The organism is Streptomyces sp. CNZ287, assembly GCF_007827615.1.
This window is the reverse complement of the sequence record NZ_VISV01000009.1, coordinates 71864-97600: the sequence shown is the minus strand read 5'-3', so window position 1 is coordinate 97600 and position 25737 is coordinate 71864. Positions and strand designations below refer to the sequence as shown.

Annotated in this window: 22 protein-coding genes and 1 pseudogene; 8 read left to right on the top strand and 15 right to left on the bottom strand. The window is 75.2% G+C overall.

From position 1 onward, the window contains the following. Window positions 1-140: 140 nt before the first annotated feature. Both FB457_RS18000 and FB457_RS17995 read right to left on the bottom strand, forming a co-directional pair. Complete coding sequence (locus FB457_RS18000) at window positions 141-953, bottom strand: SAM-dependent methyltransferase (protein WP_047020576.1); 813 nt, start codon at window positions 951-953, stop codon at window positions 141-143. A 124-nt stretch (window positions 954-1077) separates the two neighbouring features. Next, window positions 1078-1866 (bottom strand): SDR family NAD(P)-dependent oxidoreductase, encoded by a 789-nt coding sequence (locus tag FB457_RS17995; RefSeq protein WP_047019079.1) that lies wholly within the window; start codon window positions 1864-1866, stop codon window positions 1078-1080. Between the two features lie 76 nt (window positions 1867-1942). Between FB457_RS17995 and FB457_RS17990 the strand changes: the two are divergent. Continuing rightward, window positions 1943-2709: pseudogene (locus tag FB457_RS17990) on the top strand (SLC13 family permease). A 3-nt stretch (window positions 2710-2712) separates the two neighbouring features. Beyond that, the gene (locus FB457_RS17985; protein ID WP_145782406.1) at window positions 2713-3240 is read left to right on the top strand and encodes a universal stress protein; all 528 of its coding nucleotides are present in this window, start codon (window positions 2713-2715) and stop codon (window positions 3238-3240) included. A 10-nt stretch (window positions 3241-3250) separates the two neighbouring features. Here FB457_RS17985 and FB457_RS17980 read toward each other — a convergent pair whose 3' ends face one another. The 3 genes from FB457_RS17980 to FB457_RS17970 form a co-directional block, all read right to left on the bottom strand. Beyond that, a complete protein-coding gene (locus FB457_RS17980) occupies window positions 3251-3937 on the bottom strand; it encodes a DUF899 domain-containing protein (protein ID WP_047019078.1) in 687 nt (228 codons plus the stop codon). A 63-nt stretch (window positions 3938-4000) separates the two neighbouring features. Next, window positions 4001-4783 carry a class I SAM-dependent methyltransferase gene (locus FB457_RS17975; RefSeq protein ID WP_145782405.1) on the bottom strand — a complete coding sequence of 261 codons (783 nt, stop codon included), beginning with the start codon at window positions 4781-4783 and terminating at the stop codon, window positions 4001-4003. Window positions 4784-4795: 12 nt separating this feature from the next. Further along, window positions 4796-5653 (bottom strand): helix-turn-helix domain-containing protein, encoded by an 858-nt coding sequence (locus FB457_RS17970; RefSeq protein WP_047019076.1) that lies wholly within the window; start codon window positions 5651-5653, stop codon window positions 4796-4798. A gap of 108 nt (window positions 5654-5761) precedes the next feature. Here FB457_RS17970 and FB457_RS17965 point away from each other — a divergent pair, with 108 nt between their 5' ends. After that, window positions 5762-7267 carry an MFS transporter gene (locus tag FB457_RS17965; RefSeq protein ID WP_145782485.1) on the top strand — a complete coding sequence of 502 codons (1506 nt, stop codon included), beginning with the start codon at window positions 5762-5764 and terminating at the stop codon, window positions 7265-7267. Here FB457_RS17965 and FB457_RS17960 read toward each other — a convergent pair. The 3 genes from FB457_RS17960 to FB457_RS17950 all read right to left on the bottom strand — a co-directional run bounded on the left by FB457_RS17960 (window position 7203) and on the right by FB457_RS17950 (window position 9741). Next, window positions 7203-8132 carry an NmrA family NAD(P)-binding protein gene (locus FB457_RS17960; RefSeq protein WP_145782404.1) on the bottom strand — a complete coding sequence of 310 codons (930 nt, stop codon included), beginning with the start codon at window positions 8130-8132 and terminating at the stop codon, window positions 7203-7205. The two genes, FB457_RS17965 and FB457_RS17960, sit on opposite strands and share 65 nt — an antisense overlap. Before the next feature lie 168 nt (window positions 8133-8300). Next, window positions 8301-8555, bottom strand: a complete 255-nt coding sequence (locus FB457_RS17955) for a hypothetical protein (RefSeq protein ID WP_145782403.1) — start codon at window positions 8553-8555, stop codon at window positions 8301-8303. A gap of 112 nt (window positions 8556-8667) precedes the next feature. After that, window positions 8668-9741: an NAD(P)/FAD-dependent oxidoreductase gene (locus FB457_RS17950; protein WP_145782401.1), complete on the bottom strand. Its 1074-nt coding sequence runs from the start codon at window positions 9739-9741 to the stop codon at window positions 8668-8670. Between the two features lie 118 nt (window positions 9742-9859). Between FB457_RS17950 and FB457_RS17945 the strand changes: the two genes are divergently transcribed. Continuing rightward, entirely contained in the window at window positions 9860-10813 is a 954-nt protein-coding gene (locus FB457_RS17945) for a TIGR02996 domain-containing protein (RefSeq protein ID WP_145782400.1), read from the top strand. Continuing rightward, window positions 10810-12714 (top strand): hypothetical protein, encoded by a 1905-nt coding sequence (locus tag FB457_RS17940; RefSeq protein ID WP_145782399.1) that lies wholly within the window; start codon window positions 10810-10812, stop codon window positions 12712-12714. Before FB457_RS17945 ends, FB457_RS17940 begins: the two co-directional genes overlap by 4 nt. Here FB457_RS17940 and FB457_RS17935 read toward each other — a convergent pair. The 4 genes from FB457_RS17935 to FB457_RS17920 form a co-directional block, all read right to left on the bottom strand. Continuing rightward, window positions 12636-14609: an AAA family ATPase gene (locus FB457_RS17935; RefSeq protein ID WP_145782398.1), complete on the bottom strand. Its 1974-nt coding sequence runs from the start codon at window positions 14607-14609 to the stop codon at window positions 12636-12638. The two genes, FB457_RS17940 and FB457_RS17935, sit on opposite strands and share 79 nt — an antisense overlap. Beyond that, window positions 14609-16066 (bottom strand): DUF2201 family putative metallopeptidase, encoded by a 1458-nt coding sequence (locus tag FB457_RS17930; RefSeq protein WP_145782396.1) that lies wholly within the window; start codon window positions 16064-16066, stop codon window positions 14609-14611. Before FB457_RS17930 ends, FB457_RS17935 begins: the two co-directional genes overlap by 1 nt. A gap of 65 nt (window positions 16067-16131) precedes the next feature. Continuing rightward, window positions 16132-18096: a serine/threonine-protein kinase gene (locus tag FB457_RS17925; protein ID WP_145782395.1), complete on the bottom strand. Its 1965-nt coding sequence runs from the start codon at window positions 18094-18096 to the stop codon at window positions 16132-16134. Then, a complete protein-coding gene (locus tag FB457_RS17920) occupies window positions 18093-19952 on the bottom strand; it encodes a serine/threonine-protein kinase (RefSeq protein WP_078898542.1) in 1860 nt (619 codons plus the stop codon). The genes FB457_RS17925 and FB457_RS17920 overlap by 4 nt, the downstream gene beginning before the upstream one ends. A 470-nt stretch (window positions 19953-20422) precedes the next feature. Between FB457_RS17920 and FB457_RS17915 the strand changes: the two genes are divergently transcribed. From FB457_RS17915 to FB457_RS17905, 3 genes are all read left to right on the top strand, one after another. Next, window positions 20423-21868 (top strand): MFS transporter, encoded by a 1446-nt coding sequence (locus FB457_RS17915; protein ID WP_145782394.1) that lies wholly within the window; start codon window positions 20423-20425, stop codon window positions 21866-21868. A 259-nt stretch (window positions 21869-22127) separates the two neighbouring features. Then, window positions 22128-22589, top strand: a complete 462-nt coding sequence (locus tag FB457_RS17910; protein WP_047019068.1) for a hypothetical protein — start codon at window positions 22128-22130, stop codon at window positions 22587-22589. Further along, window positions 22577-23143, top strand: a complete 567-nt coding sequence (locus FB457_RS17905; RefSeq protein WP_047019067.1) for a hypothetical protein — start codon at window positions 22577-22579, stop codon at window positions 23141-23143. The genes FB457_RS17910 and FB457_RS17905 overlap by 13 nt, the downstream gene beginning before the upstream one ends. A 189-nt stretch (window positions 23144-23332) precedes the next feature. On the opposite strand, the gene FB457_RS17900 is transcribed toward FB457_RS17905, so the two are convergent. The 3 genes from FB457_RS17900 to FB457_RS17890 form a co-directional block, all read right to left on the bottom strand. Next, window positions 23333-24565, bottom strand: coding sequence for an RNA polymerase sigma factor (locus FB457_RS17900; RefSeq protein WP_047019066.1), 1233 nt, complete (start codon window positions 24563-24565; stop codon window positions 23333-23335). Beyond that, window positions 24562-24885 carry a YciI family protein gene (locus tag FB457_RS17895; RefSeq protein WP_047019065.1) on the bottom strand — a complete coding sequence of 108 codons (324 nt, stop codon included), beginning with the start codon at window positions 24883-24885 and terminating at the stop codon, window positions 24562-24564. Before FB457_RS17895 ends, FB457_RS17900 begins: the two co-directional genes overlap by 4 nt. 74 nt (window positions 24886-24959) lie before the next feature. Next, window positions 24960-25589, bottom strand: a complete 630-nt coding sequence (locus FB457_RS17890) for a dihydrofolate reductase family protein (RefSeq protein WP_486589057.1) — start codon at window positions 25587-25589, stop codon at window positions 24960-24962. Window positions 25590-25737 lie beyond the last annotated feature (148 nt).

The window sequence follows — 25737 nt, the reverse complement described above, 5'->3', positions numbered from 1 at the left end:
TCCGTTCTCCGGGGTGGTCCTTCGCCGTCGAGACTCACGCTACCCACGGAAGCGTAACGCGCCACAGGGGGCGAAAGCGCACCCTGGCCCGATCTCTCCGAGCGGCAGACGTGCCCGCGGCCCGCGGCCCGCGCCGCGGGCTACGGCTTCCGGCCGACTCCGCCCAGGACCGCCATCTCCACCGGGCTGCCCACCTCCACCGGCTCGGGCCGCCACAGCGGGCAGGACACCACACCGGGCTCGACCGGCTCCAAGCCGTCGAGGTAGCCGGCGATCTGCGCCGCGCTGCGCAGGTGGTACGGCACGGCGCCGGAGGCGTTGTAGCCGGCGATGGCGCGGCTGTACTTCTCGTTCCCCTCGACGCCGTCGCGTATCGCCAGGTAACTGCCGGACGGCAGCGGGTCCATCAGCCGCCGCACCACCGACCTGGCCTGCTCGTAGCCGTCGACGTGCGCCAGGATGCCCATGAGGATGACGGCGACCGGGCGGTCGAGGTCCAGGGTGCGCGCCGCGCCCGCGAGTATCGCCTCGGGGTCCTCGACGTCCGCGTCGATGTACGCGGTCGCGCCCTCCGGGGTGCTGGTGAGCAGGCCGCGGGCATGGGCGAGGACGAGTTTGTCGTTGTCGACGTAGACGATGCGGGAGTCGGGGGCCGCGCGCTGGGCCACCTCGTGGGTGTTGTCCGCGGTGGGCAGTCCGGTGCCGATGTCCAGGAACTGCCGCACGCCCGCCTCCCCGGCGAGGTGGCCGACGACCCGGCGCAGGAACTGCCGCCCGCTGCGGGCGAGATCGACGATCTCCGGGAAGACCTGCTGGAACCGGGCGCCGGCGGCGCGGTCCGGCTCGTAGTTGTCCTTGCCGCCGATCCAGTAGTTGAAGATCCTCGCCGAGTGCGGCACCGAGGTGTCGATGACCACCCGCTGCGTGCCGTCGCTGAAGGTTTCCTCTGACATGATCTCCACCGTCCGGGGTCGGGGGCGCGGCCCGGACAACGTAACCGAGGCGGCGCCCGCCGTCACCGGCGCCCGTCGTCACCGCCTCCCGGAGGCCCGGCCGCCGCGCCGGCCGGGTGGCCGGTCACGCCCCGTCGCCCGCGATGCTCCGGGACATCGCGAGGTGGCTCGCCAGCAGCCCGCCGTCCACCGGCAGGCTGACCCCGGTGATCCACGCCGCGTCGCCGGAGGCGAGGAACGCCACCGCCGCCGCGATGTCGTCCGGTTCGCCGACCCGGCCCAGCGGGTAGTGCTCCTCGACCCGGGCCAGGACCCCGGGCCGGCCGGCCCAGACGGCGGTGCGCACGGTGCCGGGCTCGACGAGGTTCACGCGCACGCCGCGCGCCGCGCTCTCCACGGCGAGGGTGCGGGTCAGGGAGACGAGCGCGGCCTTGGCGGCGCTGTACGCGTGCTCGCCGTAGTGGCGTTCGGCGTTGACCGAGCCGATGTTGACGATCGCGGACCGGCCCGGGGCGGCGGCCAGCAGCGGCAGCGCCGCGCGGGCGCAGCGCGCCGCGCCGTGCAGGGTGACCTCGAAGTCCTCGTACCAGTCGGGCTCCCGCCAGTCCTCGAAGCGCGGCGGGTCGCGGTGGACGGCGTAGGCGTTGTTGACGAGGACGTGCAGCCCGCCGAAGGACTCGGCCGCGTACGCGACCGCCGCCCGGACCGCCGCGCCGTCCGTCACGTCGCAGGCGAGCGCCGCGGCCGTACCGCCGGCGGCGCCGATCGCGGCGGCGGCCCGCTCGGCCCGCTCGCCGTCCCGGTCGGTGACCAGCACGCCCGCGCCCTCCGCGGCGAAGCGGCGGGCGACCGCCTCGCCTATGCCCTGTCCGGCGCCCGTGACCAGCACCCCGTATCCCTCGAATCGCTCCATCGGACCAGGTTAGAAGGCCGGTCTGACACGGCCTCGCCTCGCGCGGCGGCGGGCCGGCAGCGGCCAGGATGAGCCGGTGAGTGCTGCGGTGGCCGAGACCCTGTCCGTCATGCTGCTGGCGGCGGTGCTGGCCTGCGCGGTGGTACGGCCGTGGGGGCTGCCGGAGGCGGTGGTGGCGGTGCCCGCGGCGGGGGTCGCCCTCGCCACCGGGGCGCTCTCCACCGGCCACGCGGCCGACGAGGCGGCGCGGCTGGGGCCGGTCGCCGGGTTTCTGGCGGCGGTGCTGGTGCTCGCCCGGCTGTGCGACGACGACGGGCTGTTCACTGCGTGCGGCGCGTGGATGGCGCGTACCGCCGCGGGACGGCCGCGCCGGCTGCTGGCGCAGGTCTTCGTCCTCGCCTCGGCGAACACCGCGGTGCTCAGCCTGGACGCGACGGTGGTGCTGCTGACGCCGGTGGTGTTCGCGACGGCCGCGCGGCTGGGCGCGCGGCCCCGGCCGCACGTGTACGCCTGCACGCACCTGTCGAACTCCGCGTCCCTGCTGCTGCCCGTCTCCAACCTCACCAACCTGCTCGCCTTCGCCGCGAGCGGGCTGAGCTGCCGCTCGCGGCCCCGTCGGGCCCCGCCGCGGTGCTGGCGGTGCTGCTGGGCGTGAACATCGGCCCCACCCTCACCTATACGGGCTCGCTCGCGACCCTGCTGGGGCGGCGCGTGGTGCACGCGCACGACGCGGAGGTGGAACTGAAGGAGTTCACCCGCCTCGGCGTGTACGCCGTACCGGCGGCCCTGGGCGCCGCGGTGCTGGCACTGTGGGTCTCGCTCACCGTGATCGGAGGAGGATGACCCGTGGCCGTGGTGGTGTGGATCGTCGAGGGCACGTGGCCCGCCTGCGTGGCCGCCGCGGGCGCGCAGGCGCCCGAGGAGGCGGAGGTCGTCCTCCCGCACGTCGCCCCGGCGGACGTGCCCGGCGCGGCGCACGGTGCCCTCGCCGGGCTGCTGGGCCGGGGCGGGCCCGCGCCGGGGCGGCCGGGGCACGAGGGCCCAGGACCCGACCCGGGCGAGCGGGTCGCGCGGCTCGCGGACGCCTCCGCCGACGAGCTGCTGGCCGAGGCCGCGGCCCGGCTGGGCCGGCCCTGCACCCTGGCCAAGCGCACGGACCGGGTCGAGCGGGAGGTCGTCGCGGCGGCGGCGGACGCCGAGCTGCTGGTCGTCGCCCGGGACGGCGACCGCGCCCACCTGGGCCCGCGCAGCCTGGGGCCGGAGAGCCGGTTCGTCGTCGACCACGCGCCGTGCCCGCTGCTGCTGGTGTGGCCCGAGTCGGCGCCGAGCACGGCGACGCTCCCGCCGCCTCCGCCGCCCCCTCCCGGTCCGTAGGCGGGCCGGCCTACGCGTCCTCGCCGTAGAGGCGGGCGATGTCCTTCGAGTCGAGCCAGCCGCTGTACGCGGGCGACTGCGGCCAGCCCTCGGGCGAGTCCTGCCACTCCTCCTGCCGGCCGTACGGCAGCACGTCGACGAGCGGGAAGGTGTGGCTCAACTGCTCGGTGCCGCGGCCACTGGAGTGCCAGGTGCGGTAGACGGTGTCGCCGTCGCGCAGGAAGACGTTGAGCGCGAACCCGCCGCCCTTCGGGGCGTCGACGTCGGCGCCGAACGGGCTGTTGGCGGTGGAGTACCAGGTCATCTTGTTGCCGACGCGCTTCTTGTACGCCAGCGCCTGGTCGATCGGGCCCTGCGTGACGATGACGAACCGCGCGTCGTACGGTTCGAGGAAGCCGAACCGGGTGAACTGCGCGGTGTAGCTCGTGCAGCCGCCGCACTGCCACTCCTTGTCCTCGAACCACATGTGGTTGTAGACGATGAGCTGCGACTTGCCGTCGAAGACGTCCACGAGCCGGACCGGCCCCTCCTCGCCCTCCAGGGTGTAGTCGGGCATCTCGACCATCGGCAGCCGGCGCCGCTGCGCGGCGATGGCGTCGAGCTCCCGGGTCGCGGCCTTCTCGCGGACGCGCAGCGCGTCCAGCTCGCGCCGCCAGGTGCCGGTGTCGACGACGGGCGGCAGTGCGTGGGCGGTCATGGTGCTCCTCCGGCGTTCGGGGATTGCCTTTCTGTACGGATGGACCGGCCGGCCCGGCGAAACTCATCGCGCGGCGCGATGGCACTCGGTCACGTACGGCATCTCACCCGGTCGCGCCACCGCGAGGAGGGCCCGTACCCGGTCCAGCAGCCGGTCGCGTACGGCGGGCGCCAGGGTGATCACGTAGCTGCGGGAGGCGATCATGTCGACGATCTCCGCCTCGGTCACGGGGTGGCGCCAGCGGAAGTCCCGGCGCTCGACGGGCCCGAACGGCGCGCCGATGCGGTCGGTCTGGCGGTCCTCCGCGGGTGCGGGGGCGTACTCGCGCAGCAGCCGGCCCAGCTCCGCGACCCAGGGCACGGACTCGTCGCGGTTGTTCCACACCAGCGCGAGCCGTCCGCCGGGGCGCAGCAGCCGGGCGACCTCGGGGACGGCGCGTTCGGGGTCGGCCCAGTGCCACGCCTGGGCGCAGACGACGGTGTCGGCGCTCGCGTCGGGCAGGGGTATCGACTCGGCGGTGCCGGCGAGGGCCCGTATGCCGGGCACGACGCGGGCGAACTCCTCGCGCATGCCGGCGGAGGGCTCGACGGCGACGAGTTCGCGCCCTGGTGCGCGCAGGGCGCGGGTCAGCTTGCCGGTGCCGGCGCCGAGGTCGACGACCGCGCGGGCGGATTCCGGCACCAGCCAGGCGGTCGCCTCCGGCGGGTAGGGCGGGCGGCCGCGCTCGTAGGCGCCGGCGGCGGCGCCGAAGGAGCCGGCCTGCCGGCTCCGCTCGCGCCGCTCCCGCTCGCTTCGCTCCCGCCGGTTCCGGCCGCCGGGGCCACCGTGCTCGTTCGGGGAGGTCATGCCCGCATCGTGTCAGGCGCCCGCCGGGTACGACCGGGCGGACAGCAGCCGGAGGGCGTCGGCGGAGGCGGGGTCGTCCGGGGTGTAGACCTCCAGCCGGTGGCCGGGGCTGTCGGGCTGCAGCCAGACCTGGTAGCCGACGTCGAGCGCGCCGACGGTGGGGTGCCGCAGCCGCATCGTGCCCACGGTGCAGTCGGCGACATCGCCCGCGGCCCACAGCTCCGCGAAGTCCCCGCTGCCCATGGCGAGTTCACCGATCAGCTCGGCGAGGCGGGCGTCGGTGGGGTAGCGGCCCGCGGTCAGCCGCAGGTACGCGACGTGGATGCGGGCCAGCTCCGCCCAGTTGGCGTGCTGGTCCCGTACGAGCGGGTCGAGGAAGAACATCCGGGGCACCGAGGGCCGGCGGGCGGGGTCCCCGGGGGCGTCGAAGTCGACGTGCTCGGCGACGAGCGCGTGCCCGGTGCGGTTCCAGGCCAGCACGTCGCCGCGGCGGCCCAGCACGACGGCCGGCGTCGTCTCGGCCAGGGACGTCAGCAGTGCCAGCACCCGGGGGTGCGGCGCCTCGGGCGCGGGCCGGGCCAGCCGCGGCGCGGCCGGCCGGCGGGCGAGGTTGTGCAGGTGGGCCGTCTCGGCCGGGTCGAGCCGCAGCACCCGGGCCAGCGCGTCGAGCACCTGCCGGGAGGCGGTGCCGGCCTGCCCCTGCTCCAGCCGCGTGTAGTACCCGGCGCTCACCCCGGCGAGCTGCGCCAGCTCCTCGCGCCGCAGCCCCGGCACCCGGCGGGCGGCGCCGTAGGTGCCGAGTCCGGCCGCGGCGGGCGTGACGCGGCCGCGGCGGGTCTTCAGGTACGTCCCGAGGTTCTCCAGCTCCATGGTCCCGAGGCTACGTCGGGGCGGGCGCGGGTGCGGCGGCCCCGGGTATCCCCGCCGGGTGTACCCACGGTGCGGGGATGGCTGACGGCCGTGCGCCGGAGCACCGTCGTGGCCATGGACGTACAGCGGACATCTCCCCCTACCGCCCCCGGCGCGCGGGCCTGGCTCGGCCTGCTCGTGGTGCTCGGCCCGGTACTGCTGGTCGCGATGGACGGCTCGGTGCTGTTCCTGGCGATGGCCTCGATCTCGGCGGAGCTGTCGCCGTCGGCGGACCAGGCGCTCTGGATACTCGACGGCTACGGGTTCGCGGTCGGCTCCCTGCTCATCGCGTTCGGCGGCATCGGCGACCGGTACGGCAGGCTCCGGCTGCTGCTGACCGGGGCGGCGGTGTTCGGCGCCGCCTCCGCGGGCGCGGCGTTCGCGCCGTCCGCGGAGCTGCTGATCGCGTTCCGGGTGCTGATGGGCGTGGCCGGCGCCACGCTGCTGCCCTCCGCGCTCGCGGTGCTGAGCGAGCTGTTCGCCGACGCGCGGCGGCGCGCGCAGGCCATCGGGATCTTCGCGGCCGCCTTCGCCGCGGGCTTCGCGATCGGCCCGGTGGTGGGCGGGCAGCTGCTCGCCCACTTCTGGTGGGGCTCGGTGTTCCTCATCAACGTTCCGGTGGTCGCGCTCTTCCTGCTGCTGGCCCCGCGGCTGCTGCGCGAGGTACGTGCCGGCGGGCAGGGCCGGGTCGACGTGCCGAGCGTCGCGCTGTCCGCCGCGGGCATTCTGCTGGCCGTCTACGGGATCAAGCGCGCGGCGGCCCACGGTCCCGCGGCCGTCCCGCTGGTCGCGGCCGGCGCCGGCGTCGTCCTGCTGTGGTGGTTCGTACGCCGCCAACTGCGGCTCGCACTCCCGCTGATCGACCTCCGGCTCTTCCGCGACCGGGTGTTCGCGATCGCCGCGGTCACCGGGCTGCTGCCGCTGGCGGCCTGGTCGGCGGTGGCGTACCTGGGCGGCATCTACCTGCAGTCCGTACGCGGGCTCGGCGTCTTCGACGCCGCCCTCGTGACGCTGCCCGGCGCGCTGGTGCTCACGGTCACCTGCGTCGTCACCCCGGCGGTGGTCGCGCGCACCGGCACCCGGGCGGCGCTGCTCGCCTGCCACTTCGTCATCGCCGGCGGGCTGCTGCTGCTCCTGCCCACGGGGGTCTCGGGCGGCACGGGCTGGTACGTCGCGGCCACCGTCGTCGCGGGGGTCGGCTACGGCATCTCGTTCAGCGTGGTCGCGGACACCGCCGTCGCCGCGGTGCCGCCGGAGCGCGCGGGCTCCGCCGGGGCGATCGCCGAGACGAGCAACGAACTCGGCAACGCCCTCGGGATCGCGCTCCTCGGCTCGCTGGCGGCGCTCGTCTTCCGGCTGCGGGGTCCCGACCTGGCCGGGACGCTCACCGAGACGTTGCAGGCGCCGGGGATCACGGCGGCGGCGGCCGGTCAGGCGGAGTCCGCGTTCGTCACGGGGCTGCACGCGGCGGCGCTGGCCGCGGCGCTGCTGCACGCGGCGCTCGGGCTGTTCACGCTGCGGCACCTGCCGCGCCGTCGCCACCCCGCGCCGCCGCTGCCCGCATCGCTTCGCTGACCCGGGGCCGCAGGTGCGCGTACGCCCAGGCGGCGAGGGTGGTGGGCGTGGTGGTGAGCACGTCGCGCGGCTGCTCGGGGGTGAAGTCGCGGGTGCCGGCGGCCATGCCGGCGACGGCCTCCACCGCGCCCGGCGGCAGACCCGCCGAGCCCAGCGCGGCGCGTACGTCGGCGTCGCTGACGGCCTCCGCCCGCACCGGGCGGCCCAGGACCCCGGTGAGGATCTCCGCGACCTGGAGGAAGCTCAGGTCCTCCGGCCCGTGCACGGCCTGGACGACGCGCCCCTTCCACTCGCCGGCGAGCAGCCGCGCGGCGGCGACGTCGCCGATGTCGCGCGGGTCGACCCACGCCATGGGGCGCTCGGGGTGGAACTGCGTGGGGAGCACGCCGCGGGCCAGGTCGTCCAGGGAGAAGAGGAGGTTGCTGAAGAAGTAGGCGCAGCGCAGGTGGAGGGTGTCGGCCCCGGTGGCGTCAAGGCACTCCTCGATCCGGCCGAGGGCGTCGATGTGCCCGGCGCCGCCGCGCAGTTCCGCCCCGATGCTGCTGAGCAGCACGACCCGCGCCACGTCACCGGCGCGGGCGGCGTCGACGAGTCCCGCGGCGGTCCGCTCGGAGGCGGCGTTGGGGTCCGGGCCGGTGGGCTGGGTGGGGTCGGCCCAGAAGACGGTCCGGGCACCGGCCGTCGCCTCGCGGACGAACGCCGTGTCCGTCATGTCGCCGGTGCGTACGTCGACGAGCCCGCGCGTCGCCGGGTCGAGACGCGCAGGGTCGCGGACGAGTACCCGCGGGCGTACGCCGGCCTGGAGCAGGACGCGGACGACGCGGGATCCGACGCGGCCGGTGGGGGTGGTGACGACGATGCTCATGGGGCGGTGCCTCTCGTTTGCCGGGCTCCCCGCCACCGTAGGAAAGAAGGAGGACGGTTCCGGACCTCCTTCGCCCGGCGTGGTCGCATGATCGCCGCATCGCCGCACGGCCGCCGTAGCGGACGCCTCGCCGTCCCGGCGCCTATGCCCGGTATGCCCGGCCCGCGCCTACCCGGGTGCCGCCGCCGGGCCGGGGGCCCGGGCCCTGCGGCGGCGGATCAGCAGCTGCGCCACCGCCAGGTTGACGGTCCAGCCCAGGACCCGGCCGGCCGGGGTCACGTCCGTCACCGTGTCCGCCGCCGGGCCGTCGACGGCGGCGTCCGCACGCTCCGCTCCGCCGGCGACGTGCGTGCCGGCGAGCCCGGCCGCGGTGACCGCGGCGGCCAGGGCGGCGTCGCCGAACTGCACTCCGGTGATCCTCACGGGTGGCCGGCCTGGTGCCCGCGGGGGTGTGGCCGCGTCCTCCGCGGGGAGACACCTCCGCTACTCGGATCCGCGTATGCCAGGACGCCGGCGTCCGCGCTCAGTCGCGCCCTTACGCGGCCGGCGGGCGGCAGCGGCGGAGTTCGGGGGGCGGTTCGCCCGTGGTGAGTTCGGCCGCGATCAGGCGGCCGGCGGTGGGGGCGAGGGTGACGGCCGCGTGCATGACGGCGACGTAGGCGGAGCGGCCGGGTGCCGCGTAGCCGATGAGCGGGCCGCGGGGCGGCATCGGGCGGCGGCCCAGGCGGTGGTCGAGCAGCCGGCACGCCTCGGCGCCCCGGAAGGTGTTCCTGAGGTGGCGGAGGGCGTTCTCGGCAGCCCGTGCCAGCGCCGGGGGTGAGGTGCCGTCGACGCGCGGCAGGGTCATGAGGAGTTCGCCGTCGCGCACCTCGCGCACCTCGAACTCCGGTGTCGACACGATGGTCCTGACCAGGCCCGGCGGTGCCGCGACCCGGACCCGGAAGGCCGGGGACTCCGGTACGGGCACCTCGGCGGGCAGCGCCGCGGACAGCGCGGCGACGCCGGTGCCGGCGGCGAGGACGACCGTCGCCGCCGGGTGGGAGCCGGTCGCGGAACGCGCTCCGGTGACCCTGCCCGCCTCGGTCTCCAGCGCCGTCACCGGAGTGTCGAGGAGCACCGTCGCGCCGCGGGCGCGGGCGGCGGCGATCAGCGCGCGGGTCATCGCCTCCGGGTCGAGGCCCCCGTCGCCGGGGGTGTGGAGGGCGTGCGCGGGCGGGTCGCGGAGGTGGGGCTCCAGCGCCGCGATGCCGTCCCGTACGACCCGGTGCCTGCCCGGCACCGCGGGCGTGCCGTCCGTGCTCTGTTCGCCGGTCCACGTCAGCGAGCCCGTCCAGCGGACCGCGTAGTCCGGCACCTCCGCCTCCAGCCGCCTGTGGTCGGCGAGCACGGACGCGCGCATGTCCTCGGCGCCGCCGGGCCAGTCGCCGGCGGTGCCGCCGATCCAGGCGAAGGAGGCACCCGTGACGCCCGCGGCCGGGGCCGCCTCCCGGTCGAGCAGCGTCACGCGCACCCCGAGGCGCGCAAGGTGGTACGCCACGGAGGCGCCCACGACCCCCGCGCCGACGACGACGACACCGTCCCGCGGCGGGCTCGGGCTCCCGGACACCATGCGACCACCTCCCCGGCAGTGTCGCATCCGGGCGCGGAGCCGCCCCGCTCGGCCGCCCGTCCGCGTGCCCGTGCGGGGGGCGAACCGCTGTGTCAGTGCCCGCTGTTAGCCTCCGGCAATGACCTTAGGGGCCCTTGAGAGAACACTGCGGGAGCGCCCGGACGACCTGGCGTCCTGGCTGGTCTACGGCGACCGGCTGCAGGAGCGCGGCGACCCCCGCGCGGAGCTGATCCGGCTGGCGGAGCGGCGGGCGCGCGTCGCGCCGGGCAGCCGCCGGAAGGCGGTCGAGCGGGAGATCGACGCGCTGGTGGCGGAGCACCGGGAGAGCTGGGACGCGGAGCTGCCGGAGGGGGTCAGCGCCCGGGAGCGGCGGCACGGGTTCGCCACCGCGATCGCCGTCGAATGGGACGACGACGCGCCCATGCTGATCGAACAGGCCCTGCGGGTCGCGCCGTTCGCGACCACGCTGAAGATCGTGCCGCCGGAGAGCGACCCGGCGGAGTTCGACTACTGGGACGACGACACGGACGAGGACGGCGAGCCGCTGCCGTCCGCCGAGGTCGAGGCGGGCACCCTCGCGACGCTCGACCTGGCCGCGTTCACCTCCGTCGACCTGTCCTATCTCCGCGTCGGGGCGCTGGGTGCCAAGGCGCTGGCGGTGTCCTCGTACTTCCGCGCCGAGGCGGCCGGGGGCCGGACCCTCGCGGCGCCGGCGGCGCCCGGCCGGATCGGCGCGCTCGACCTGCGGTACTGCCACGTCGGGGACAGCGGCCTGGCCGCGCTGGCGGCCAACCCCTTCTTCACCGGCGCCCGCCGCCTGCACCTCCAGCACAACGCGCTCACCGTGAAGGGGGTGCGTGCCCTGCACGCCTTCGGCGACCTCACCGAACTCGACCTGCGTTACAACGCGATCGGCGAGGAGGGCGCCGAGGCGCTGCTCGCGGCGCCGTTCCTCGGTTCGCTCACCCGGCTCCTGCTCTACGCCGCGGACGTCGGCGAAGCCGGCGCACGCCGGCTCGCCGCCGCGTCCGCACTCCCGCCCGTACTGCGCAGTTATTGGAGGAGCGTGTGAGCACCGAGCTCCGCGACCGGTTCTTCGCCCTGTCCACCGCCGCCGGGCGGGCGCCCGCCGAGGAGGTCGACCGGTATCGCACGCTGGTCGACGCCACCGACGCCGAGCCCGCCGCCGTGCTCGACGGGCTGGCGGTCTCCTGGCATCCGACGGCCCGGTTCAAGGCCGTCCGCTTCGTCGACGCCGAGCGCATCGACGCGGGCGTGCGCGACCTGTTCGCGCGGCCCAGCGAGGCGGCGCCGTATCTGGCCGCCGTCTTCGCGGACCCGCGGGAGATGTCCTTCCGTACGTACGAGAACATCCTCCCGCTCGACCGGCTCTTCGCCGACGCCGGGCTGGAGTTCGAGCTGACGGACCGCACGGAGTTCGCGGAGGGGGCCTACTCCTTCTCGATCGGGCTGCCCGCGGCGGCGCGGGCGCGGCTGGCGGGCCTGGACGGCCTCGATCTCTACGTGCCGCCGCTCAACAGCGGCTCCCGCGGCGGCGACCGCTTCATCTTCCACTCGGCCCTCCTCGCCGAGGCCCTGACCAAGGCGGTGACGGAGGCCCTGCCCCGGACACGGCTCGACGGCTTCGCGCACGTCAACCCCGTCTTCCGGTGCAACCGCTTCGAGCCGGACGACGCCAACTTCCACCGCCACCGCGACACCCCGTACTACGACCGGTCGCGCGGGCACGTCTCCCGCTACACCGTGCTGCTGTACCTCACCGGCGGCACGGGCAGCCCCGCTCTGGACCTCACCGGCGGTGCCGCGCTCACCGACATCGCCCCCTTCACCTGCGTGATCTTCGATCAGCGGTACGAGCACGAAGGCGCCCCGTACCTGGAAGGCCGCAAGGTCTTCCTCCGCACGGAGCTGGTCTTCACCGCACCGGACGCCGCGCACGACCCGGAGATCGGCGCCCTCTTCGCCAAGGCGTGCTACCTGACCGGCGAGAGCGTCTTCGCGCCCGAACTCGCCCGGTACGCCGACGACTACTACAACCGGGTCGCCGCGGCGCACTGGAGCGGCGACCTCGGCGCGGGCGCGGCCGGCGAGCCGTTCCTGCACAAGAGGTTCCGCGGGCTGGACTTCGTCGCGAACGGGCACGACTTCTGGTTCCCCGCGTCCGGCGACCTGTCGCCGGCCGCGTGCGCGGCGATCACGCTGCTGGACTACTTCAACTGCAAGGTCGGCGACGAGGCGTTCCGCGCGGCGTGCGAGACGACGGTGGTCGAGGCCGAGGGCACCGACTGGATACCGGCGTTCCTGGAGGAGAGCGGCGGCACGTCACCCGTCGCGCCGTTCGACAAGAGCATGCTGTTCCCGGAGCCCGAGCAGCCCGCCACCGAGGACATGCCCGACTGCGCGTGCGGCATCTGCGACGGCGGCCTCCTCGGACCGCACTTCGACACCTCGCGCAACGCCGACGTGATCGGGCACTACGTGCGGGCGCAGGACGCCGCCAAGGCGGAGGTGCTGCCGGCGCCGGTGATGATGCTCGGCGAGGACGTGGTGCTCGACCCGGACCGGTTCGTCGTCGAGGGCAACCGCATTCACGTGCTGGGCGGCAAGGCGCCGGAGCCGGTGAACTTCGCGTCCTGCCAGGGCGGTCCGCCCGTGCCCCCGGCGGAGGACTTCGTCACCACGGCGGCGACCGTGGACGTGGCGCACTTCCTCGTGCCGCCGATCCTCTTCACCGAGCACGACGGCCTCTTCCACCTGAAGTTCGACTTCTTCCGCAACTCCTGGACGGTGGACCACGAGCAGTCCACCGTCGCGGTGCCGATGGTCCGCCCGTTCAGCGAGGACGACATCGACGAGAACTGGGAGGACCACTACTACGAAGACGAAGACGAAGACGAGGACGAAGAGGAAGAGGAAGGCGAGGGGGAAGAGGAAGCTGAGGACAAGGAGTAGGCGGGGCCGGCGGCCAGTTCGCCCATCCTGGCCAGGGCGGTGATCCAGAAGCGCTGGCGCGCCTGCGCCTGGCCCACGAGGTAGGTGGCGCGCAGCTTGGGCGGCAGGTGCGGCAGCAGCCGCGCCACCACGTCGAGGTGCCGTTCGAGCTGCGACACCTCCGCGTGGGAGAACACCTGGTGCACCAGGTCGGTGTCGTTGGTGCCCTCCGCGGACGTCTCGGCGGCCGCCGCCAGCCGGGCCTGCCAGCCCGCCAGGTCGGCGGCCAGCTCCGCCAGCCCGATCTGCGGCCGCTCCGCGAGCCGCGACTCAAGGCCGGAGAGCGGCACCGGCGCGTACTCGCCGTCGCCGAGGTAGATCAGCCCCTGCTCCAGCGGCATGCCGGCGCGGTGCAGCTTGATGAGCCGTTCCAGGGTGCGCTTGGTGACCCAGTCGCGGCCCTCGTCGTCGATGTCGTTCTTCCACCATTCGAGGACGGTCTCGGCGGTCTCCCCGTACGTCGAGATCAGCCACTCGTTGGCCGGGATGTCCTCCGGCCGCACCTCGTAGCTGACCGTGAACCGGCTGGCCTGGGCGACGTTGTTGCTGCTGACGAGCATCTTGCGGCCCAGGTGGTAGGGCGGGTTCTGGAGCGCCACCTGCGCGCGCAGCCCGGGCAGTTCGCGGCCCGCGAGCGTCCACTCCTGGGTGATCTCCATCAGCTTCGCGTACGTCGCCTTGTCCTTGGGCCGGTTGTACTCGTCCCAGATGAGCACCTTCGGCTCGGGGTCGAGCAGCGACCTGGCGAGCATCGCCTCCAGCGCGCCGTCCGCGGTCGGCACGGGTACGCACAGGTCCTCGACGTTGGTCACCGGCAGCGAGAAGTACACCGGCTCGCGGCCGGTCTCCTCCCGGGCGACCTGCTTGGCGATCTCCGTCTTGCCGCAGCCGGGCGGCCCCTGGAGCAGCACCGCCCAGCGGTGTGCCGCGGCGGCCCTGAGGATGCGGCGGACCGGGTCGGTCACCGTGGCGGGGTTGGCTGCGCCGACCGCCGCGGCGATGGCGTTGAGGACTTCGTCCGTACGGTCCCGGCCCGGCGCGCCGCCTGCGCCCTCGGCGCCGGTCCCGACCAGCGCCAGCCGGCGGCCGTTGTGCAGCGGCAGCCCCCAGGCCAGCGGGAAGCCGGCGCGGGCGCAGTCGAGTACGTGCTGGAGGGTGCGCGGCGAGAGCAGGCCGCGCAGGTGCGGGTCGAGGGCGGCCCACTGCCGGAACACCTCACGCAGGTCCCAGTCGGGGAACCGGGCGGCCAGCGCGTACCGCCACGCGGTGTCGTTGGCGGACAGCCGGAGGGTCACCATCCGGTCCAGGATCGCCAGGTCGGAGCGGCGCACGCTGGTCTCGGCGAGCGACTCGTTGTCGGTGAGGAACACCCCGACGCAGCCCAGCTCGCGCAGGTCGTACTCGCCGAGGGTCCAGTTGCAGGCCATCTGCATGAGCTGGGACTGGACGGTGTTGCCCGCCTGGAGGGAGTCGTCGACGAGGAGGACGAACGGGGTGCCGGGGGTGAGCTGGCGCATCACGAGCTGCCGCAGGGCCAGTTCGCCGCTGCGCTCGTCGCGTACGGGGGCGTTGATCAGCAAGTCGTCCGGGGCGAGGTTGGCCGCGGGCAGGACCACCAGGCCGGTGCCGGGGTAGCGCTTCGGCACGTACGAGACGAAGGTGGACGTCTTGCCGATGCCGTGCTCGCCGAAGATCTGCCCGGTCTGGCCGGTGGCGATCATCGCGTCGATGAACTTCTCCAGCTTGGCGGTCGGCCCCTCCTGGGGCGGTTCCGGATACGTGGCGTTCGCCCTCCACTGCCTGCCCGCGGCGGACGGTTCCGGCGGTGTCGCGGCGGGCGGTGTCGCGGCGGCCACTAGGCGTTTCTCCTCTGCTGTCGTTCGGACGTGACCCGGTGGCACGCCATCGGGCGGTGGTGCCGCTCCGGCCAGTCGTCGCCGCCGTCGGTGATCAGCCAGATCCAGCGGTCGGGGTCGGCGGGGGTCACGTGGGGCGCGTAGCCGTCGGTGACGACGATCACCGCGTCGGGCTCGTGCGGGAAGGGCTTCCCCGCGACCTCCAGCCGGCCTTCCGCGTAGTCGACGACGCAGCGGAAGTCCGTGCCGCCGCCGCCCGCCACCCGCTCCCCGGGCACGAACGGCATCACGGTGCCGTCGAAGGAGAGCCAGTGGCTCTCCACCCCGTCCGTCTGCCCGACCAGGGTGGTCAGCCACTCGACCACCGCGTCGGGCATGGACCCCGAGGTGTCGAACGCGACGAGCACCACCTTCGTCCGCTCCGGGCCGCGGCGGGTGAGCATCGGCTCGTGGCCGAGCGCGAGGACGATCGCGCCCTGCTTCTTCGGGTAGACGAGCCGCTCGCTCTCGGTGAGCTTGGAGGCGAGCACGTCGGTGAGCCACCGCTGCCACCAGTCGACCCGGCGCGTACGGGGCGTGCTGCCGCGCAGCTTGTCGAGTCCGAGGCGGCCCCACAGCCGGCTGAACCGCTCGCCGCCGTCCGCGGTGCGGTCGGCGAGGCCGAGCAGTTCGTCGCGGGCCGGCCGGCCGCCGCGCAGCGCGGACTGCATCACCTCGCGCAGCACGTCGTCGCCGACCTGCCCGACGGTCTCGGGGTCCAGCGGGACTTCGGTGCCGGCGGCGCCGCCGGCGAGGTGCACGCAGTAGCCGGACGGCGGCGTGCCGGGGGCCTTCATGCGGCGGAGTTCGCCGTACGCCGTCAGGTCGGTGCGGATGAACTCGTCGTACGGCAGCGGGGCCAGCCCCTGTTCCCGCAGGTCGTCCCGGTACGCGCGGTACACCGCGGCCGGGTCGACGCCCACCGGCTCGGGCGGGCCGCCGCCTTCCGGCACCGCCTCCGGTAACGCGGTGCGGCCCAGCCGGCGCAGCGCGACGTGGTTGATCGCCACCTCGGCGGCGAGCGTGAACACCGGGTCGGAGCGCAGTTCCTCGTCCACGTACAGGTGCCGGTGCATGAGGTGCCGCGCCTCGTGGAACAGCACGAACTTGACGCCCTCGAAGTCCAGCGAGGCGAAGAAGTACGGGTTGTAGAGCAACGTGCAGCGGCCGTCGCCGGTGGCCGTGACGGCGGCGGTGGGGATCACGGTGGTGGCGAGGTGGCGGTGGCACTTCGTATACAGCCACGAGGCCACGACGCTCTGCCCGGTACCGAAGTCCAGCAGCGCGGCCTCCTTGCGGCGCCGCGCCTCCGCCACGACCTCCGGGTCCGCCGGCTCCTCCGCAACCGTCGCGGCGGCCGCGGCCGGCAACCGCCGCAGGTCGGGCGCGCCGTGCGTGCCCCGCCCGTCCCCCCGCACCAGTGGTCTCCCCTCGCCGCTCGCGGGCACGCTACCGGTCGCTGCGCGGGCGGCGTGCGGCGGGTTCAGAGCATGCCCGCGCAGAGCGCGAAGCCGCGTTCCGTGAAGGCCCAGTAGGTGTCCGAGCCGGGTGGGCAGGTCTGCGGTTCCGCCAGCGGCTCCACGCCGGTGATCCGGTACATGCGGTTGTCGATCCCGGGGATCTCGCTCTTGCTGCAGCGCGTCACGGACAGCAGGCTCGCGGCGCTCTCCGACATGTCGTCGGCCGCGTAGAGGCCGGGGAAGCACTGCCCCGCCCGGAACTGCCGCGCGACGCAGACCGCGACGGCGGCGTCGCTGTAACTCCCGTCGCCGGGGTCGTAGTCGACGGAGAACTCGTCGCGGGCCTCGCTGCGCGGGCACACCGGGTCGGCGAAGGTCTCGGTCCAGCGGAGCGAGGTCACCTTCATGTACGCCCTGCCGGAGTCGCAGGGCACGGGGTCCAGTTCCTCCACTCCGGACCACGGGTCCCACATGGCCAGGTTGCGGTCGGCAGGCTGGCTGATGCTGAGGCAGTCGCCCTTCTCCACCCCGGCGATCTCGTTCTTCGGCGGGGTGGCGACGGGGGCCGGGGTGGTGGGCGGCGCCGGGTCCTGTGCGGCGGGCGTACCGGCGGCGGGGGAGGCGGGCGGGGCGGAACCGCGGGCTTCGGGGGTGTCGTCGGGGAGCCGGTCGATGAGGAGGGCGACGACGACGCCGAGGCAGAGCAGGACCGTCAACGCGGCGAGCCTGGCCGGTGCGCGGGAGGACAGCAGCGGCGCGGTGGCGGCCCTCTTGCCGCCGGCACGGACCGGGGCGGGCGCGGTCGTGGCGGCGCCCGGGTCGCCGGGGCCCGGGCCGGGCTCGGAGGCGCCGGCGCGCAGGGGGAGGGTCCCGGTGGCCGCCGCGGCGGCGGGCCCGCGCTCCGCGGCCGGTCCGGCCTGCTCGGACGGTTCCGCCTGCTCGGGCGGTTCGGCCTGCTCGGGCGGTTCGGTCGGTCCGGCTCGTTCGGCCTGCTCGGGCCGTCCCGCCGGCTCCGGCGGGACGGGCTTCCGAGCCGGTGGCGCCGGTGCCGGGCGGGCGTCCGCCAGCGCCGGGGCCGTCTCCGCCTCCGCCGCCGCGGCGGCGCCCGTGCGCTCGTACGCCGCGATCCGCTCCCGCCACTCCCCCGGCAGCAGCCCCGCGCCGCCGACCGCGCCGGGCGCGTCGGCGACGCGGGCCGTCAGGTCCCGTAGCAGCTCCCGCACCGCGGGCCGGTCGGCCGGCGCCAGCCGGAGGCAGGGGCGGATCAGGTCGTCGAGCTGCGGGGGCAGTCCGGCGAGTTCGACGCGCGCCTCGGCCACCCTGACCAGCAGTTGCAGCGGCTCGCTCTCGGGGTACGGCGGGTGCCCGGTGGCGAGGTGGAAGAGCGTGGCGCCCAGCGCGTACACGTCGGACGCCGCCGTGCTGGGCTCGCCGCGGGCCTGCTCGGGCGAGGTGAAGGCGATGGTGCCCAGCGTGACCTGCGTGCGGGTGAGGTCGGCGGCGTGCGCGATGCCGAAGTCGACGACCTTCGGCCCCGCCGGGGGCAGCAGCACGTTCGACGGCTTGACGTCCCGGTGGACGACGCCCACGGCGTGCAGCGCGAGCAGCGCCTCGGCCACGCCCGCGCCGACCCAGCCGACCGCCGCGGGGCCGGTCAGCAGCCCGCAGTCGCGGACCAGTTCGCCGAGCGAGGGGGCGGCGACGTACTCCGTCGCCATCCACGGCACCGCCGCCTCCGGGTCCGCGTCGATGACCGCGGCTGTGTGGGGGCCGCCGGCCCGGCGGGCGAGCGCGATCTCGCGGGCGAACCGCGCGCGCTCCGCCGCGCCCAGCGGCGCGGTCTCGGAGAGCAGGGTCTTCACCGCGACCGGCCGCCCGGCGGGCGAGCGGGCCAGGAAGACCTCGCCCATGCCGCCGCGGCCCAGGAGCCGCAGCACCTCGTACGGGCCGAACCGGTCGCCGGGGCCCGCTTCTTCGCCCGCGCTCACGCGATCACCTCCGTGCAGATGGCCCGGGTGCCGCTCTGGACCTTCCAGGCGTCGGCGCAGACGCCGTCGTCCGCGGCGGACGCCGGGTGGACGGCGGTCACGCGGGCCAGTTGCTCGAAGATCCGCGACGGGCTGCCGCCCGAGCAGTCGGTCTGGGACGCGAGGTTGGCCGCCCAGCGGCGCGAGGAGGAGACGGCGTAGCCCTCGTCGCGGTTGCCGCCGACGTACTCCCGGACCGGGAAGCAGTCGCCGACCTGGAAGTTGCGGTCCAGGCAGAGCCCGGTCCCGTAGTCGAGCAGCGACCACTCCACGCTGTCCGGGCCCCCGGTGCAGTCGTCGGACGTGCCCTCGGACTTGCCCGTGACGACGGTGGCGGCGCGGGGCGAGTCGCAGGGGACCTTGTCGGGAGTGGCCTTTTCGGGTTCGAAGCCGACGACGGCGTAGTGGACCGTCAGGCAGTCGCCCTTGCGCGCGGCGTCGATGAGCTTGGCGCTCGCCACGTCCTCCTTCGTTTCGAGCGCGGCGTACGGATCCTCGGGCTCCCGGTCCGTCCCGTCCTTCCCGCCCCGGCCGTCAGGGTCCGCCGCGTCGTCGGCGGGCGGGTCGCGGTCCGCGGCGCCGTCGGCGTCCGCCCCGTCGTCCGCGGCCGTCGGCGGGAGCTTCCGGCCGTCGTCGTCGGCCAGGGCGACGAGCACGATCGAGGACACGGCGACGGCGACGACCGCGGCGGAGGCGACCAGCCACGCCAGCCGGCGGCGCCGGCGCGGGGGCCGCGCGGGCGCCGGTACTTCCGGGGCGCCGCCGGGCGCCGCCGCCGTACGGGCCACGTCACCGGCGCCCCGGGTCCGGTCCGTACCGCCGGAGTCCGGCAGCGGGGCCTCCGGCGCCACGGACTCAGGCGCCGCTGCCTCCGGGCCCGCCGGCCCCGTACCGCCCGCTTCCGCGCCCGGTGCCGCGCCGTCCTCGCGCGCCTCCCGCTCCCGGATCGCCGCCAGCCACCCCCGCGGCAGCCAGTCCCCGCCGCCCGCCGCGCCCGGCCGCGCCGCCAGCCGGGAGCCGAACTCGGCGACGACCGCCGCCGCGTCCGGCCGCTCGGCGGCCTCCGCCCGCAGGCACGGCAGCACCGCGTCCGCCAGCTCGGGCGGGAGCCCGGTGAGATCCTGCTCGGCCCTGGCCACGCGGGGCAGCAGCCGGAAGAAGTCGGCGGTGTCCGCGTACGGCGGGCGGCCGGTGACGAGGTAGAACACCGTGGCGCCCAGCGCGTAGAGGTCGGCGGCCGGGGTGCTGGGCTCGCCGCGCGCCTGCTCGGGGGCGCTGAAGGCGACGCTGCCGAGGCTGACCGTGGTGCGGGTGAGGTCGGCGGGGCGAGAGATGCCGAAGTCGATGAGGCGCGGTCCCGCCACGGGCAGCAGCACGTTCGACGGCTTCAGGTCGCGGTGCACGATCCCCTCGGCGTGGAGCGCCGCCAGCGCCTCCGCCGTGCCGGCCGCGACCCAGAGCGCGGCGTCGGCGGGCAGCGGGCCGCGGGTGCGGACGAGTTGAGCCAGCGACGGGGCGGGCACGTACTCCGTCGCCATCCACGGCACCGCCGCGTCCGGGTCGGCGTCGACGACGGCCGCCGTGTACGCCCCGCTCACCCGGCGCGCCAGGGCGACCTCGCGGGCGAACCGGCGCCGTGCGTCGTCGGTGACCGGGCCCCCGGAGTCCACCGTCTTCACCGCCACCGGGCGGCCGGCGGCGGAGCGCGCCAGATACACCTGCCCCATGCCGCCGGCGCCCAGCCGTCTGACGATCCGGTACGGCCCGACCTCGGTCGGCGCCGCCTGCGGCACACCGGCCGGTGGTTCCCCCGTCATCCCCCGGTACTCCCCCCAAGTCGTCCCGGCGCACGGCCCGTTCGGCGCGCGCCGGGAGCAGGCTACCCGCGCGGGCGCGGGCGGCGCCCAGCCCGTACCCCTCTCGGACGCGGGCACCCCGACCTGCGGTTGCGCGCCGCCCGGGCCGACGCGCGGCGACCGCGTCACGAGCCCCGGGAGAGGCGGGCCGCACCGGCGGCCACACGGCGGCGAGCAGCGCCCGGCGCCGCCCCGTCGCACGAATGCCGTCGGTCATGTCGATCCCCCTCGGTCAGGTACGGCCCGCGGCGGTCGCCGCGCGCCGTTGACCGCAGTCAACCGGCGCGGTCGCCCCGGGCGTCAGGGATCACCCCCGCCCCGTCCCGGACGGCACCCTCAGCCACCCCGGACTTGCATACCCCCTAGGGGTAGTGTTACACCTTTCCTGGCATACCCCCGTGGGGTATTTCTCTCAGAGGAGGCGTACTGCCATGTCATCCGTCAACCCCCGCCGCTGGTGGGCACTGCTCGTGCTCGCCGCCGCGCAGTTCATGGTCATCATGGACACCTCGATCATCGGCGTCGCGCTCCCCGAGATGCAGCGCGACCTGGGCTTCTCGCCGGGCGATCTGCAGTGGGTCTTCAACGCCTACGTCGTCGCCTTCGGCGGTCTGCTGCTCCTCGGCGGCCGGCTCTCCGACCTCTTCGGCGCCCGGCGCGTGTTCGTCACCGGATGGGCCGTGCTCATCGCCGGCTCCGTGGTGGCCGCCGCGGCCCAGAGCGCGGCGGTCGAGATCGCCGGGCGCGCCGTGCAGGGCGTCGGCGGGGCGCTCATCGCGCCCTCCGCGATGACCCTGCTGGTGATCCTCTTCAGCCACGACCCTCGGGAACTGGGCAAGGCGCTCGCGCTCTACGGCGCCGCGGCCCCGGCAGGCGGCACCGCCGGGGTGTTCCTCGGCGGCGTGTTCACCGACTGGCTGAGCTGGCCGTGGATCTTCATCATCTACGTGCCCATCGGCATCGCCACCCTGCTCGCCACCGGCCTGCTGCCGTCCGTCCAGCCCCGCCGCGGCGGCGTGGACGTGCTCGGCGCCGGCGCCGTCACCGCCGGGCTCGCGCTCGCGGTCTTCGCCGTCGTCCGGGCCCCCGAGGTGGGCTGGGGCGCCGCCGCCACCGTCGTCCAACTGGCCGGCGCCGCCGCCCTGCTGGGGCTCTTCCTGGTGATCCAGCGCACCGCCCGGTCGCCGCTCATGCCGCTGGGGGTGTGGCGCACGCCGCGGCTGGCGTCCGCGAACCTGGCCATGGTGCTGCTCGGCGCCGCCTGGATTCCGATGTGGTACTTCCTCAACCTCTACCTCCAGCAGGTCCTCGGCTACGGGGCCTTCGCCTCCGGTGCCGCCCTGCTGCCCATGACCGGGCTGCTGATGGTCGTCATGACCCTGCTGTCCGCCCGGCTGCTGGGCCGGTTCGGGCCCAAGCCACTGCTGGTCGGCGGGCTGCTGACGCTGGCGGCCGGGCTGCTGTGGCTGTCGGCGGTCGAGCCCACCGGGTCGTTCGCGGTCGACGTCCTGCCCGCCTCGCTCGTCGCGGCGCTGGGCATGTCGCTGGCGTACATCCCGGGGCTGATGGCGGCGATGTCCGGCGTCCCGCAGGAGCAGGCCGGGCTGGCGTCCGGCATCGTCAACACCACGTACCAGGTGGGCTCCGCCCTCGGCCTCGCGGCGCTGACCGCGCTGGCCACCTCTCAGGGCGCCGACCGCCTCGGCGACCTGCCGGCGCTCACCGACGGGTTCAGCGCGGCGTTCACCGGGGCCGCCGGAGTGGCGGCCGCGGGTGCGCTGCTGACCGCGCTCTTCATGGGCCGCCGCGGCAGCCGTCCCGCGGCGGGCGCCGCCGGGGCGGACGCGGGTGCGGGTGCCGAGGAGGTACGCGTCTGACGGCGGGCCACCGCGCCGCACCACCGGGGTACGGGTCACGGTTCCCCGCCGCACGGCGGGGCCGGGCCCGTGCCCCGCACGCGTGCTCGGGAGGAGTCCCGGGACCGGCGCAGTACAACTGAGCAGGCGGCGGTGACCGGGCGGACACGGACCGTACCGGCCGGATCCCCTCCACCCGCACCGGCGGGGGGCGAGCCGCGCCAGCCGCGCGCGGAACCGGGCATCCGGCCCGGCCGCGCACCGACCGCGAGGAGGACCCGTGCCCACCGACTCAGGAGTGTTCGCCGAAGGCAGCCGCGCCCTGCGCTACACGCTCGCCGGGATCGTGCTGCTCGCCCTCGTCTACGTCGCCGGCGTCTTCGCCTGGGGCGGGGCGGCCTGGTCCACCGCGCCCTTCCGCGGCGCGGCGGAAGCGCGCGAGCGCACCGTGGGCTCGGGCGAGTTCCGCATCTCCACCTACGAGGAGTTCTTCGACCTCTGCGCGGCGGTGCAGACGAAGGAGGACGAGATCGGCGCGCTCCGGGACGAGCTGGACACCAAGCCGTCCGAGTACCGCACCGATCAGATCACCACCTCCCTCACCGCGCTGCGCGCCGCCCGGTCCGAGCTGGTCAACGACTACAACGCCAAGTCCCGGCAGGAACACCGCAAGGCGTTCAAGGACGCCGGGCTGCCCGCCGAGCTGAGCACCGACGCGAAGGAGACCCCGTGCGCCCCCTGACCCGTATCCTCACCGCCCTCGCCGCCACCGCCGTCCTCGCGTTCACCGCCGCGGCCTGCACGGACGACTCCTCCCAGGCCCAGGAGTCGCGGACCAAGCAGTCCGGCTACGACCGGCTCGTGCAACGCCAGCCGGCGGACGCGATGCGGTACTCCCCGACGCGGGAGACCATCAACAAGTGGGTCGACAACTGGGAGAAGCCCGGGAAGCTGTCGTACGTCTACCTGCAGAACGCCAACGGCGAGTACGGCTACTTCGTCCTCGAAGGGCTGCCGGTCTCGTACTGCGCCATGCTCACCCCGCCGGAGGACGTCGACTCCTCCCAGAACGGCATGGTGACGAAGACGGCGCCCGGCATGGACGGCGTCTACTACTCGGGCGGCCAGTGCAGCGCGTACTACGGCTTCGACGCCACCACGGGCGCGTACATGGAGTTCACCATCGGCAGCAACCAGAGCTTCTTCCTCTACGACCAGCCGATGACGCTGCCGGAGTTCCGCGACGCGACGCCGCTCGGCCAGACCCGCATCGAGGACGGCAAGCTCCAGCGCTAGGGTCTGTCTTCAGTCGGTGACCGCGGTGCTGTCGTACCGCCGGCAGCTTCGCGCCCTCAACGAGCCGCGCTGACACCGCCGTTCGCGCCCCTCCCCGCGAGCATCCACGCCAAGACGATCCCGGCTCCGCCACCCGCATGGTCAGCGAGACCTTCGCGGAGACGGACGACCGCTGACCGCCCGCCTCCCTCAGCCCAACTCGCCGCGGCGGCGGGCCAGATACGCGGTCTCGGCGGTGTTGCCCGCCAGCTCGATCGCCCGGTCGTACGCCGCGCGCGCCGCGGCGCCGCGGCCCAGCCGGCGCAGCAGGTCGGCGCGGGTGGCGTGGAAGGCGTGATAGCCGGCGAGGCCGTCCGCGAGCCGGTCGACGGCGGCCAGCGCGACGTCGGGGCCGTCGGTCTCGGCGACCGCGACGGCCCGGTTGAGGGCGACGACCGGCGAGGGATCGATCCGTACGAGCTGGTCGTAGAGGGCGACGACCTGCGACCAGTCGGTGTCGCGCACGTCGCGCGCGGAGGTGTGCACGGCGTTGATCGCGGCGAGGATCTGGTAGCGGCCGGGGGCCTGCCCGGTGGCCAGCCGCTCGCGCACCAGCCGGTGGCCCTCGGCGACCAGCGCGGCGTCCCAGGCGCCGCGGTCCTGCGCGCCGAGGGGCACGAGTTCGCCGGCCGCCGAGATCCGCACGGGGCGGCGGGCCTCGGTGAGGAGCATCAGCGCCAGCAACCCGGCGACCTCGCCGTCCGCGGGGAGCAGGGTGCGGACGAGCCGGGTGAGCCGGATCGCCTCGGCGGTCAGGTCGCGGCGCACCGGTCCCGCCTCCGGACCGGTCGGCAGATAGCCCTCGTTGAAGACCAGGTAGAGCACGGCGAGCACGCCGGAGACCCGCGCCGGCAGATCCTCCGCGGCCGGCACCCGGTAGGGGATGCCGGCCGCCTTGATCTTCGCCTTCGCGCGGGTGATCCGCTGCCCCATCGCCGGCTCCCGCACCAGGAAGGCGCGCGCGATCTCGGGCACGGTCAGCCCGCCGACCAGCCGCAGCGTCAGCGCCACCCGGGCCTCCGGCGCGAGCGCCGGGTGGCAGCAGGTGAAGATCAGCCGGAGCCGGTCGTCGTCGATGGCGCCGACAGCCTCCGGCGGGGTGTCGTCGTGGAGCATCCGGGCCTCCCGCTGCTTGTCGTCGCGCTTGCTCTCGCGCCGGATCCGGTCGATCGCCTTGCGGGTGGCGGTGGTGGTGAGCCAGGCGCCGGGACCGGGCGGCACGCCGTCGGCCGGCCAGCGCTCGACGGCGGTGGCGAACGCCTCGGCCGCGGCCTCCTCGGCGATGTCGAGGTCGCCGAAGCGCCGGGTCAGCGCGGCGACGATACGCGCCCACTCCGCGCGGTGCGCGCGGGCGACCGCGTCCCGTACCCCCTCGTCGCTCACAGGAACGGCCGTACCTCGACCCGGCGGTTGCAGGCCCTCGACCCCTCGGTGGCGAGCGCGAGGGCGACGTCGAAGTCGGGCGCCTCCATGACCCAGAAGCCGGCGAGGAACTCCTTGGACTCCAGGAACGGCCCGTCGGTGACCAGCGGCCGCTCGCCCCTGTTGTCGATGACGGTGGCGGTGTCGGGTGCGGCGAGGCCGCCGGCGAAGACCCAGTTGCCCTCGGCGCGGAGCCGGTCGTTGAAGGCGTCGATGGCGGTCATCTCCGCCTCGGTGGCGGAGGCGGTCCTGTCGTCGATCACGGAGATCAGGTACTGCATCGGGAGGTCCTTTCGGGTACGGGCCGCGTACGGCCGGGGGACGGTGCTCGTGGCGGGAAGCCGGGGCGGTGCGGTCAGCGCCCCGGGCCGACGTCCTCACCGGCGTACTCCGGGCGGCCGGCGGGCCGGTAGACGTGTGCCGTGATACCGCCCGGGAAGGCCCGGTAGTCCAGCAGGTCGAGCGCGGCGTCGGGCCCGTCGGAGGGGAACAGCCGCCGGCCCTGGCCGACGACCACGGGGTACGTGAGGAGCGTGATCTCGTCGACCAGGCCGTTCGCGAGCAGGCAGCGCAGCAGCTTGCCGCTCCCGTGCACCTGCACCTCGCCGTCGGCGCCGGCCTTCAGCTCCCGTACGGCGCTCACGGGGTCGCCGGAGAGGACGCGGGTGCCGGCCCACCGCGGCTCGTCGAGCGTGTTCGAGACCACGTACTTGGGCTGCCGGTTCAGCGGGCCGCCGATGGGGTTGTCCTCGGGGTCGGGCAGCACGCCCCAGGAGCCGGCGAAGACCTCGTACGTCCAGCGCCCGAAGAGAAAGGCGTCGGCCCGCTGGTACACCTCCCCGAGATACGCCTCCGCCTCCTGCCCGAACAACGGCAGCGCCCACCCGCCGCGCTCGAACCCGTCCCTGCGATCCTCGTCCGCCCGGCCGAGGCCCTGCATCACTCCGTCGACGGAGACGTTGGTGACGGTCGTCAGCTTCATCATCGTTCCCTTCTCCGGCCGCCCCGCGGGCGCCCTCTCACCTCTTCCACGAACGGGGCCGCCCGGATCCGACACCGATCCCGCCGTGACTTGCCGCCCAGCGACGCTACCGCCGCGACGAACACAAACCACGCAGCCGCGAGCGCACCTT